12 protein-coding genes are annotated in these 11,953 nt (G+C 44.0%); 2 read left to right on the top strand and 10 right to left on the bottom strand.

Going from position 1 to position 11,953, the window contains the following annotated elements:
* Positions 1–208: 208 nt before the first annotated feature.
* A complete protein-coding gene (locus tag C2M32_RS14955; protein ID WP_105169110.1) occupies positions 209–1,096 on the bottom strand; it encodes a LysR family transcriptional regulator in 888 nt (295 codons plus the stop codon).
* Positions 1,097–1,204: 108 nt separating this feature from the next.
* On the opposite strand from C2M32_RS14955, the gene C2M32_RS14950 reads away from it, so the two are divergent.
* Entirely contained in the window at positions 1,205–1,957 is a 753-nt protein-coding gene (locus C2M32_RS14950; protein WP_105169109.1) for an SDR family NAD(P)-dependent oxidoreductase, read from the top strand.
* Between the two features lie 152 nt (positions 1,958–2,109).
* Here the strand turns inward: C2M32_RS14950 and C2M32_RS14945 are convergent, their stop codons facing one another.
* On the bottom strand, positions 2,110–2,418 hold the full coding sequence (locus tag C2M32_RS14945; RefSeq protein WP_105169108.1) for a hypothetical protein: 309 nt from the start codon (positions 2,416–2,418) through the stop codon (positions 2,110–2,112).
* A 194-nt stretch (positions 2,419–2,612) separates the two neighbouring features.
* On the bottom strand, positions 2,613–3,542 hold the full coding sequence (locus C2M32_RS14940; RefSeq protein ID WP_105169107.1) for an alpha/beta fold hydrolase: 930 nt from the start codon (positions 3,540–3,542) through the stop codon (positions 2,613–2,615).
* Between the two features lie 140 nt (positions 3,543–3,682).
* On the opposite strand from C2M32_RS14940, the gene C2M32_RS14935 reads away from it, so the two are divergent.
* The gene (locus C2M32_RS14935; protein ID WP_105169106.1) at positions 3,683–4,510 is read left to right on the top strand and encodes an AraC family transcriptional regulator; all 828 of its coding nucleotides are present in this window, start codon (positions 3,683–3,685) and stop codon (positions 4,508–4,510) included.
* Positions 4,511–4,517: 7 nt separating this feature from the next.
* On the opposite strand, the gene C2M32_RS14930 is transcribed toward C2M32_RS14935, so the two are convergent.
* The 7 genes from C2M32_RS14930 to C2M32_RS14900 form a co-directional block, all read right to left on the bottom strand.
* Positions 4,518–5,021, bottom strand: a complete 504-nt coding sequence (locus tag C2M32_RS14930) for a hypothetical protein (protein WP_105169105.1) — start codon at positions 5,019–5,021, stop codon at positions 4,518–4,520.
* Between the two features lie 94 nt (positions 5,022–5,115).
* Positions 5,116–5,628 carry a hypothetical protein gene (locus tag C2M32_RS14925; protein WP_234401307.1) on the bottom strand — a complete coding sequence of 171 codons (513 nt, stop codon included), beginning with the start codon at positions 5,626–5,628 and terminating at the stop codon, positions 5,116–5,118.
* Positions 5,629–5,960: 332 nt separating this feature from the next.
* Positions 5,961–6,461, bottom strand: a complete 501-nt coding sequence (locus tag C2M32_RS14920; RefSeq protein ID WP_105169103.1) for a hypothetical protein — start codon at positions 6,459–6,461, stop codon at positions 5,961–5,963.
* Positions 6,462–6,636: 175 nt separating this feature from the next.
* A complete protein-coding gene (locus C2M32_RS14915; RefSeq protein ID WP_105169102.1) occupies positions 6,637–7,503 on the bottom strand; it encodes a hypothetical protein in 867 nt (288 codons plus the stop codon).
* Positions 7,500–9,896 carry a fimbria/pilus outer membrane usher protein gene (locus C2M32_RS14910; protein WP_234401306.1) on the bottom strand — a complete coding sequence of 799 codons (2,397 nt, stop codon included), beginning with the start codon at positions 9,894–9,896 and terminating at the stop codon, positions 7,500–7,502. Before C2M32_RS14910 ends, C2M32_RS14915 begins: the two co-directional genes overlap by 4 nt.
* A gap of 76 nt (positions 9,897–9,972) precedes the next feature.
* Positions 9,973–10,668, bottom strand: a complete 696-nt coding sequence (locus tag C2M32_RS14905) for a fimbrial biogenesis chaperone (RefSeq protein ID WP_105169101.1) — start codon at positions 10,666–10,668, stop codon at positions 9,973–9,975.
* Between the two features lie 250 nt (positions 10,669–10,918).
* Positions 10,919–11,848 (bottom strand): hypothetical protein, encoded by a 930-nt coding sequence (locus tag C2M32_RS14900; RefSeq protein WP_105169100.1) that lies wholly within the window; start codon positions 11,846–11,848, stop codon positions 10,919–10,921.
* Positions 11,849–11,953 lie beyond the last annotated feature (105 nt).

The raw sequence follows: 11,953 nt of genomic DNA, 5'->3' as shown, positions 1-11,953 counted from the left end.
TTCATCTTCAAATTGAAAACATAACAGTAGGGAGCCGAGGAAAAGGGGATATTCCACATCAAACCAGCACTATAGTATACCGACAACGTTGACTACCTTTTGCTGCACCTTAGAGAGCATGTTTCATGAGCACTCCAAATAAATGGCACTATATAGCGATAAACGCGGATTATTACCAAGCTGTCGCTTCGATGGAAAAGCGCAATATTCAACTTAACGCTTCCCATACACATTGTGCTGCGCGGCTGCGACCCTTTTTACTCAAACATACCAGATGAACCGGCTGTTTATCAGGGTGCTGAAAGTCAGGTAATACAGGTACAAGCTGTCCTGATTGGATTTCTGCGTGAATATAGCTGGGATCGATCATAATGATCCCTTGTCCTAGTACAGCAAACTGCACCAGTGCACGTGCGTCATCAAACAGTGCTGCGGGTGTTATTTTTAGGTTACTCACTTTTCCATCAGGGTGAACAAACATCCATTTGTCCATTGTAATTGTTTTGTTTTTGAATACTAAGCAGCGATGAGTTAGTAGAGCTTGAGGGTTAGCGGGTGTCCCTTGGCGAGATAAATAGTCTGGGCTGGCAAACCAAGCAAAGCATTTATCTGCAATTTTTTTTGCCAATAAAGAGGAGTCAGGCAAGTGTCCAATACGTATTGCGATGTCAATTTGATTATCAATTAAATCAACTACTTCATCGGTTAAATTTAACTCAAAACATATTTCTGGGTAAGTGCTGCTAATGTCAGCTAAACGGGGCAATAGGTAACGCTCGGCGACTAGGGTTGAAGCGCCTATTTTGACTTTTCCTTGTGGGCGGCTTTGCTGTTGAACGCTCAATTGTTCGGTATGATGTAACACTTCTAGCAGTTTTTCTGTGCTTTTAAGCAGTTCACTTCCACTGTATGTCAGTGATAGCTTGCGTGTACTGCGTTCTAATAAACGTAAGTTTAGCGCTTGCTCTAATTGTGCAATTCGTTTACTCACCGATGAGCGTGGTAAAGCAACTTTATCAGCGGCTCCTTGAAAACTGCCACATGAGGCAACCAATCTAAATAGGTATAAATTTTCTAGCTGTTTGTGCAATTCCATTTATTGTTTCTCAATAAGAACTTATGAATTCATCTTTTACCATCTAATCAGCACCAATAGCAATTGCTATGCTAGCGCCACACACTTTAAAAATATAAAGGAAAGATGATGTCATTACCCATTATTTTAATTACAGGCGCTACTGCTGGGATTGGTTTCGAAGCCGCAAAACATTATCTGAGCGAGGGCTGGCAGGTTATTTTTACGGGGCGTAACAGCGATAAAATCGCCACTACGCAAGAGCTACTAGCACAATATGCACAATCGCCTGAGCAAGCTCATGGGGTCTTATGTGATAACGGTGATGCTAATCAATTTACTGTACTGTTGGCCGACTTGCAGGCTAGGGCGATAAAACTTGATGCGTTAGTGTTAAATGCTGGGGTGTTTTATCCAAAAGCATTTAGCCAAACGGGCATTGATGATATTGCTACCACGATGCAAATTAATTTCATCGGTCCAGCTATGTTGATGCAAACGTTATTACCTGTGCTAAATAATCCATGCAGTGTGGTGTATGTCTCTAGTATTGCCGTACAGCGAGCGTTTGTATCAGCGTCGGTGTATGCGGCAAGTAAGGCAGCGTTCGAAGCGCTGGCAAATACAGTAAACATAGAACTTGCAGAGCAAGGTGTGCGCGTCAACTTTTTACGCCCTGGGGTTACGCTCACTGAAATTCAAACGAAAGCGGGGATGAGCGAAGAACAAATTGCACTTTTAAATACAAGTCTCGAAGCGACACCACTTGGGCGGATGCTTAAGCCACAAGAGTTAGTTTCAAGCTTAGCTTATTTAACCAGCCCTGCAGCCGCTGCGTTGCGTGGTGCGCACATTACAGTGGATGGTGGTTTTTGTTTATAGCGGCCTTGATAAGTAACTGTGGCCGCTAGAATAAATGTAGGCAAGGTGGAGTGAGCTAGTTTAACCTCTGTAATGGGGCGCTCTATCTCGCTATTGTTGGATGGCGACGCTTTGCGCCTGATGCCAGCCTACGAGTTACCACCTGCAACAGCTCAATCTTCTGGGCCCAAGAGGGTAAAGGTGAGGTGCTTGCGCATATCTTTTAAAATCACGCCTTTTTTAAGCATGGCGGCGCTTAAACGTTTTTGCCATTTGAGTAAGTCGGGTTTGGCGGCCGTTAATGCTTGCTCATCTTCAAATTGAAAACATAACAGTAGGGAGCCGGGGAATAGGTGATATTCCACATCAAACCAGCACTGTACCATACCGGGAATTTCTGCGCGTGCTTGCTCTTCGAGCATATCGGCTACGTTGATAACCAACGTTTGTTGTTTTTGTTGGACCTTGGAGAGTTTTTTCATGAGCATTCCAAATAAATGGCAAAATACAGCGATAGATGAGGATTATAACCAAGCTGTCATGACGATGGAAAGTTGTAGGTTGGAAAAGCCAAAGGCGCCTTTCAACAAAAGTGCAAAGGGTTAATAAGGGCTCCAAGTTCAAACAAATCACAAAAAAAACCGGAGCTGGCTCCGGTTTTGCTGATTGACGGGGGTTATTTCTCTTGCAAGAAGTTTAATAGGTCTTGGTTTAGTTTATCTTTGTGTGTATCGGCGAGGCCATGTGGAGCGCCTTTGTAAACAATAAACCTAGCGCCTTTGATTAACTTGGCAGACACGGCGCCTGATATTTCAATGGGTACGACTTGATCATCATCGCCGTGTATCACAAGCGTAGGTACATCAATTTTTGCCAAATCTGGGCGAAAATCAGTGGCCGAAAACGCAGCTATTGAATCATAGGTATTTTTAGCTCCACCCAGCATGCCTTGTCGCCAGAATGATTGAATTAACCCTTGTGATACTTTTGCGCCCTCACGGTTAAAACTAAAAAATGGACCCGATGCAATATCAAGATATAACTGTGAGCGATTGTCGTTTGACGCTTTACGTATGCCATCAAAGAAGTCTTTTTCTATACCGTTAGGGTTGGTATCAGTTTTCACCATCAAGGGAGTTACAGCGCTGACTAAAGCCACCTTGTTGACACGGTTTGTTCCGTGGCGACCGATGTAACGGGCCACTTCACCACCGCCAGTTGAAAAGCCAACTAGGGTGACTTTGTCTAATTTCAGTGCATCTAATACGGCTTTTAAATCGTCTGCGTAATGGTCCATATCGTTGCCTTGCCAAGGTTGACTTGAGCGGCCGTGGCCGCGACGGTCGTGGGCAATTACGCGGTAGCCTTTATCGGCAAGAAATTGCATTTGTGATTCCCAGCTGTCAGAGGTCAGTGGCCAGCCATGGCTGAAGGTGACCACTTCACCATCTTTAGGACCCCAATCTTTATAATAAAGCTGCACGTTGTCGCTAGTGGTAATGGTGCTGGCTGTGCGATTAAAGTCATCCGCTTGTACGTTGGTAGTAGATAGTGCCAGTACGCTGGCTAAGAGGGTTGTTTTCAGTATGGTGGTGAAGCTTTTCATTATCATTCTCCAATGAATTTAATGGTGTTTTCGCTTTTTGAGCGGTTTGTTTATTTGTTCTGTTGATGGGTGTTATTGTGCACCTCTTTGCGATACTATTTATTACAGTTAGTCCTTAAAACATTGCAGATCGTATTTTTATGGTGGATCGTCTTGCTTCTTTGTTTGAGCACTTCTCTCTAAGTGCGCATACCTTTCAATCAGGCCCGCTGTGTGGCACTAACATTGTTGCAACTGAAGGGTCTTTTGGGCAATTGCATTTAATCCGTGAAGGCAATGTTGCGGTGTGGCATGGTCGCAAACACGCTTACAGCATTACCGAGCCGAGTTTGTTGTTTTATCCGCGCCCGTTACAAAGGCACTTTGTGGTGGCCGAGCAGACACCAGCGCAGTTTTTATGTGCTAACGTGTCGTTTGAGGGGAATGAGGCCAATCCCATAGCAAGCGCTCTACCTGATAGTTTGTGTTTACCACTGAGAGCACTGCCAAATTGCGAGCAGGTATTATCGCTGTTGTTTGCTGAGGCGCAGGCGTGTCATTGTGGGCGACAAGTGCTGCTTGATAGGTTGTTAGAGGTGTTTTTAGTCCAACTGCTCCGAGAGTTAATGGAAAACCAAGTGATCAAAGTGGGAATGTTGGCAGGACTGGCCCATCAAAATTTGCGCAGGGCTATCGTTGCAATGCATGAACAGCCAGAAGAGGATTGGGCGGTTGAACGCCTTGCCAATGAGGCGCATATGTCTCGTAGTGTGTTTTCAAATTTATTTCGTGAAACAATTGGGCAAACTCCAGCTAAGTACTTACAAAGTTGGCGAATTGGCTTGGTACAAAAGTGGCTAAAAAGTGGTATGCCTCTGAAACTTGTTGCTGAGGAGGCAGGTTACAAGAGTGAGTCCGCACTATCGCGCGCATTTAAAGCACAAAGCGGCCTATCACCAAGGCTGTGGCTGATTGACAATCGAAATTGAATCCTAGTCAGTTTGCGCTCACCGTAACAGTAATCGTATCTGAGTACGTACCCGCATCGTTTAAGCCGTTTATCTGTGGGGTGATTTTAAGTAAGGTGGCTTTTGTTTCACCTGCGCTGCCAGTACCTGCCGCTGTGGCGTTTAAGTGCTCATAAGCGCCAGCTTGTAGGTCTACATCGGTTGTATCACCAATATTGAGGGTATAAGCCAGTTTACTATTTTGTGCGTTGTTTGCGATAAGGTAACCGCCATTCGCTGAGCTGTAGGTTGTGGTGGCATTATCGCCGGTGTTACACCACACATCTAACGTGCCAATTTCTTGTGCTTGTGAGGCTGTGCTCAAGTTTAAGCCTGTAACACTGTTTGTGCCACTGCTGGTTTTACACATGGGTTCCACCGTGCCAGTAAAGGAATACTGGGCATCACTGCTGGTAGTGTCAGTCACTGCCGCCAAAGCAGAAACAGAAAAAACAGTTGATATAGCAAAGAGTGGTTTTAATAATGTGTTCATGGCATTGCCCCCTAACACTAAAGTACAGCAGTTGTATTTCAGTTTGCAACTATTTTACTGCATATGTTGCGCCTGTTTTTCGTTACAAGCACAATTAATCCCAAGGGAATGGTTTTTTATTTAATTGATGCGCTTCAATCAACGCTTCCAAATCAGTTAGGCGCTCAGCAGGACAGCGCCAAAAGAAACTGCCACTATCATATAGTGGTTGGTGATAGCTACGCTGTTTAGCGCAGTATATGGCGATTAAAGTGGGGTCATCCTTGTGTTGAAAAATAGCAATATTGTCAGTGGTTTCAAACTCAACCGTCTTGACCTTGGGCAAGAGTACGTAGTGAATGTGTAATTTACACTCCTGTAAGTCTAAGACCAGAGAGTGTGCTATTTTAGCTAGGCCAAATATGATGGTTGATACAAAAATAGTGACAATGACACTGGATAAAATAAATAGGTTCTTAGGATCACTCAAAAAGCCGCGATCATAAAAACGTTTAGCCCCAGCTATCGGATCATACATGTCAAAACCAGCCCAAACACACATTAGGGCCAATAGTCCCAAACAAAGGTAATAGCTACTTTTGTTTAAAGTGAATCGAATTGGTGTCATATAAAAATGCCGAATGTATACACAACAGTGTGCTACGTCTTTCGTTCAACTGATTTTGTTTGAACCTATTCTGGGTAATATTGTGGTGGATGTAAAGTGTTTCTGCTTACAGAGGTTCAATCTTTTGACGATCACCCATCTGTTGCGGCATGGCTCGTAATACCAGCGTGAACGTAAAAGGGGGGAGTTAAATTGCCGTGTGGGCAAAAAAGTGCAGTGGCAATGTGTGTGAATTGCCGCAAGAGAGGTCGGATGGCATAAAGCCAATCCGGCCACTTAGTTCTATTTGCGGGGTAGAGCAGTGAATATTTCTTCACTGCCAAATACAACTATTAGTTAGGGCTTACTGTCACTGTGATAGTATCTGAGTAAGTACCTGCATCGTTCATGCCGTTTGTTTGTGGGGTGATTTTAAGTGAAGTTGCTTGTGTTTCACCCGTACTGCCAGTACCCGCAAGCGTTGTTAGGTGCTTGTAAGTGCCACCTTGTAAGTCAACACCTGTGGTATTACCGATGCTTAGTGTGTATGCAATTTTACTGCTCTGAGCATTGTCTGCGACTAAGAACCCGCCATTTGCTGAGCTATATTCAGTGGTTGCGTTTTCACCTGTGTTACACCACACATCTAATGTACCAATCTCTTGTGTTTCTTGAGTTGAATCTAGATTTAAACCAGTAACGCTGTTTGTGCCGCTATCAGTTTTACACATAGGCTCAATTGTACCTTCAAACGAGAAGCTCGCTTCAGTGCCTGTTGTTTGCGCAACCGCAGCTGCCGCAGACATTGATGTGATTGCAGACGCAACAAATAGTGATTTTAGTAATGTGTTCATGGCGTTTCCCCTAAAATAAAATACAGCAAAATGTTTTTATATAATTTTAATGATTAGGTATTAGTTACCTATTTCCCAAACATAAAGCAAAGGGTGTGCCAAGGTTTTATTTTCTTTGGTGGTTTTTTTATTCCTAAAGTGGTTTGAAGTTGTTAATTGTATATTTTTCAAGTGGTTATCTTGGGTATACTGTCAGCGATAAATTATCACGATAATAACCCGCAGGCATCAACTCGGTGTTACCTAAAATAAATTCAAAGCCAAACCACTTATTTCTGACGCCTGGAAAATAGTTATAGCTACGGATCAGTCGCTCAGAAGACGAGATTTTGACATTATCAAAACTGATCGAATAATCAATCAGTGCTTGAGTGTCGGTTTCATGACGCAAGCCATTGTATTCAGAGTCTAAAACAATGTCATAAGAACTATTGCTGAGGATTTTTATGCCCCAGTAGAAGCGCATATTACTTTCAAGTTCTCCCAAATTGATTTGGTAGTGACCATTGCTGCCCGAGACTTTACCTCTGCTGGCGTTATCTAAAGATACGGCAACCTGTGGCTCGGAGTAGTAAGACATGTTGAGGTATTGCTCTTGGATAACTCGGTTCTTACGCACCACGGAGACTTTGACGCTGCCAGTATAAGCGCCTGCTGGAAACAGACTATAGTGCCGTAACCTTACCCACATCTGAGTGGCTCGATTATTCAAAGGTATACGCCATATGCCATTTTGCGCCCACATGGTATTAAATTGTGAGTCCAATAGCCTTGGGTATTTATATTCAGTTGGTCCTGTAAATACTAATGAATAATAGTATGTGTCCTCGACCCATATTTCATCTGCACAATCCAGCAGTGTGTCAGAAACTTGTACTTTTAAGGGTAGATACACGGAGACGCGGTCACTGTGTTCTTCAATGATTTCGGAAGGGTCTGACGTAGCCAGTAAATTGCCATAACAGCGGCCGTGTTTCGCCCATGCTTGGTTTGAAGACCATAGAAAACTCATAAAAATTAAGATAAAAATCTTTAGTTTCATCTGGTTGAGTCTCCTTTTGAGTGACCTTTCTCAAGTGTAATGGTGTTAATTGTAATAAATCTTTGTTCTGTATCTTTCACCTGAAAACGACCCTTAAAATCATTGATTTCAATGATATATTCACCAACACTAATGCCTTCCACGACAAATCTACCTACTCGGTTGGTAAAAAATGCCCGACTCAGCGGCGCGGTTTCACGTGCGTCACTATTTTGTTGTTTTATCGCCAGCCCTCGTTGCATTGCAATCGGCGTGCCTTGATCATCCACGAGTGTCCCAATGACGGTATAAGATAACTCTGACCCTATCTGGATATGATGTCCTGTATTTGCGCCACCTGTCATTTGATACATTCCGGGGCCCCAGTCGTAGCCGAGCGGTGCTTCAGGTACATCAATGTTAAATTGATAGCTTGTATAACCGGAGCCGAGGTCAATGAGCGCGCCAATCTTTTGACTAGGTGTTGTCTGTGCGCGACCATAATGATCGACGTTAACCAGCACGTCTGTTTCTTTTAAGGTTTTGTGCTTAGTGACCACGGCAAATGGCGTGGTTGTAGTTGCGCCCATACCGATGTGGCCATCTGCCACACCTAAGCTTGTTGATAGATTGATGTTTGCACCGCTTTCGCTGTTTCGCTGCGAGCGAGTATAGTTGTTTGCTCCCACATCCGCCCTAAAAAAGGCACCGGTATAGCTGGCTTTAAATTGCTCTTGTCGGTAGTCACTGCCTTTTTCCGCCCTGACTTCATAACCGTAGTCATTGACAAAATTGTTGTTGGTTCTGCCATAGCTGGCGCTGGCAACTTTACTTTGATTGTTGTACTGCGCTCTGGTGCGAATATTATTGTGGCGATTGTAGTCATTCCAGATAAAGTTAAGCACAAACTGGTTTTCTGATATTGCTCGTGGGTCTTCACTTGCGCTGTGGTTATAGCCGACTCTAACCCGAAAGCCTTCATAGCGCAGGTTTAACTCTGCTGCCATGTTTTTAGTAACTAGCGCATCACTGTTGGTTGAGCGCGACGCATTGAGGTTAAAATCAAGATTATCATCAATGATATAGCTGTAATCTACATAGGCTCTTTTGTTACTGTTTGTTGTACTGAATGACAGCCATGGGGTATTGGTGAAGTCAGTTTTTACTTCATAGCCTAAACGTAAATTTGGTGAGCCATAGTTACCATGGCCAAAAACACTGTGTTCTGTTTCAATCGAGTAAGCGTAACCTTTAGCGCTTGGTGTTTGTATATCGCTTTGCGAATAACGAAACGATATGTTGCCAAGCGCGCTATTGAGTGTGGCGACGGACCCCAATACATGCCCCAAAGGATGAATCGCCCCATTTACGCCAAGCGTCAACTGGTCGGTTACCCCGTATTCATAGCTACCAGATATCAGCAAGTCATCATCATAGTGATAACGACCGTTTTCCACCGATGAGATATAGCCAACAGCGAGAGAGTAATCGCTCAGGCCTTGGGCCAGCAATCTGGCGTTGTAATGCGTAGTAAAATTAAACTGTTGTGTTTCACCGTTTGCATACGTGGCGATGATATGAATATTATTGACACCCGATGTGAGTGGTAAGTCATTTAAGTCATAGCGTCCAGCGCGCAGTTTGAGCCGAGAGATCAAAAAGTCATTGATGAAGATTTCGAGTGTTGCAGGGCGTGGCAATACAAACTGTTGGCTATTCCCCGGCGTGATTTTACGCTGTGGCTGTAATTTCGAGTAGGCTTTTTGTATCTCAAAGCCCGCAAGTTGGCTGCCAGCTAGGTGTCCTCGACTACTCGTTTGTGTATCTCCAAGGGTCATTCGTAAGGGCATATCGGGTTGGTCATAAAACAATGCGATATCCCCACGATAAAATTGTTCCTCAAGGTTATCACCGTTTTCCCAAAATAATGCGCTACGCAGATTAATACCATCACCACCACCGACATTGCCATTAATAAGCCACTCGAATTGCGATTGGTGACTTTGGTTGTTGTCGCTTCGCTCATGGTTTAAGTTGAAGTTGTTTAGTATTGCCCAGCTAGCTTCCCCTTTTGGTAGTTCATAGTGCTTCTTCCTACCGTAGGATAGGCTGTCTGTCGCCATCGCAGCTTCACTCAATGACATCTCAATGGTGAGGTCTTGAGGCTGTAATGACAGTGATATCCCTTGAGCTTGAAACTGCTCAACGCTGACTTCTTGCTCTCCTTTGCTGGCTAACCACGCGAGCACTTCTTTACTGAGTGTCGATTCAAGATTGCGTTTAAATTCAGCGGCTGAAATGGACTGCAAGGTTAGACCGTCCACGGTGGCAGAAACTTGGCCCACTTCGGTCGCATTTAGCTTGATTGGAAAATCCATGACGTACACAGCACAATACGCGCGGGATGTCAGCATGCACAACAGTGCCATCAGCGCACACTGCCACTGAGCTGGCCTACGGGTAAAGCCCATTTTCAACATCGTTTAACGGTTACTTTTTATCGAATAGGTTGATAAGTGCTGCACTTTTGGTTGGCTTGTCTGCGAGTAAAGACTGCAAATCTACCACCATGGAGTGGCCCGGCATAATAAAGCGCCCAGAGGTAACCCCTTGGAACTGAGCCCAGTTGATAACCGTATTTCCTTGATGGAAGTGATATTCAAAGCCAGACAGGTCGAGAACGCGAGCGCCGTCATTGTTGATGGTCAATTTACAGTCTGCAAGCTCTTCACAGCTGATTTTGCTGCTTGCCCGAGCCGCCACACCATCGGGGCTGACAAATACCAAGGTTGCGAAATTAAACACCATTTTTACCCCAGACTTCTCTTCATCACCGGGCAGTGGTAGCTGCTTGAATACGATGCGATAAGAGTGGGTTTGCTTTAGTTCTGGTGAACCTAGGTATTTAGCTCGAAACACCTGATGACCTTTTGCTGGCACTTCAATTTGCGGTGGTAAGACGATAAAGTCTTCCTCTGCGCGTACCAATACTTCTTTGTGACTGTCATCGAAAGTTCGTTTATAGACTTCTATTTCAATGGGTAACGGACTATCACTTGGATTTTGTAGTCGATAGGTTACTAACGATTTTTTACCATGAGACGCGAGATCGACGATCATTGGCTGAACTTGATAGGCCATTGTGGGGGCTGATAAACACAATAATAGTAACAACAGTTTACGCATCTGAATTCCAACTGAGAGACGTGACTTACATTTGTGCTATACGATACCCTGACTTTTTGTTAATACAAGCCTAAATTATGAGGTTATGGAGAATTTCAACAAAAGCAAAGACTCTATTGTGCGTTAGAGCGAAGAGCTGAGCGCCACAAAAGTGGCGGATGGTCGCACTAGACATGATTCTAATGAACATACAGGCTGCTCGCTTTTGCAAAACGCCAACGCATCTTGGGTGTTATGAACAACTGGAATGTTAAAAGAAAGTGCCCATTATATTCTCGGGTACCAGCACATGCACTAAGCCATCATCTTGAACCCGCACCACCAAATCAGCGCCATTTGGCGGGAAAATGGTTGCCTGAGCATAGACATCTTCCGTTGAATCCTCAGTCACTTCACGTTTGGCATACTCTTTTTCGGTCACGGCTTTCCAGCGACAACTGATCCCCCACATTTGATTTGCTCGGGCGGGAACAGGTTGGTTAACTAATTCTAAGGTATAGCCCGCTATGTCAACAGCATCTCCAATGCCCGCATTGCGTATCTGCTGTGCGAGTATCGGAGGCGTAATTTGTTGATTTTTTTTGGTTCGTTCTTCGATGATATCAGCAAGCTTTCGACCAAGCACATAGCCATACTCAGTGAGCACCTTGTCGCCATGCGTTTGCCAATTCTGCATTGCTTTAACGGCTTTGCTTTTTTTTGTAAAGCGTGTTGCTTTGTCAACTCTTGCTTCCGTTTTTACACGGTGATGTAGATATTCATCATCTACAGCAACATGTTTGCCAATGGCATGCGTGTCGCCCTGTTCGTCTTCAACTGAACTTTCAGTGCTCAATATATATGAATCAATATCGCTGCGATGATTAAACAAGTCTCGTATATCGAACTCATAAAAGCTATTTTTTGCACTTAGGTGAATTTCTTTTAGTGCGCTATCACTTAAACAGTGTTTAGGTTTTAGTTTGGCTACTTGTTCAAAGGTACGCCATTGCGCGATAAATGCTTTTACATCATTGTAATCTGAGTCGTCAAATTTTCTTTGGATGGGCTGAACATTTGAGCTAACAGCAGCAGCTTGCAATGCACGATTATCAATAAGTGGTTTTGCAGATAAAGCAGATTGTGCCTGCGCAGCAGTTTGTGTTTGATTGCTTGGCTTTTGCAGTGGCTTAAATTGCATACTATTCATTCCCTGAGAGATAGTCAGTTATTCTATGGGCTGTTTGAAATATAACCTATTAGGTGGTTGCAATACACTCTTATTAGCGCTCTCAAACAACCTTGT

It is taken from the genome of Pseudoalteromonas sp. T1lg23B (assembly GCF_002964665.1).
Classification (GTDB): Bacteria; Pseudomonadota; Gammaproteobacteria; order Enterobacterales; family Alteromonadaceae; genus Pseudoalteromonas.
This window is presented reverse-complemented; position numbering and strand designations above follow the sequence as displayed.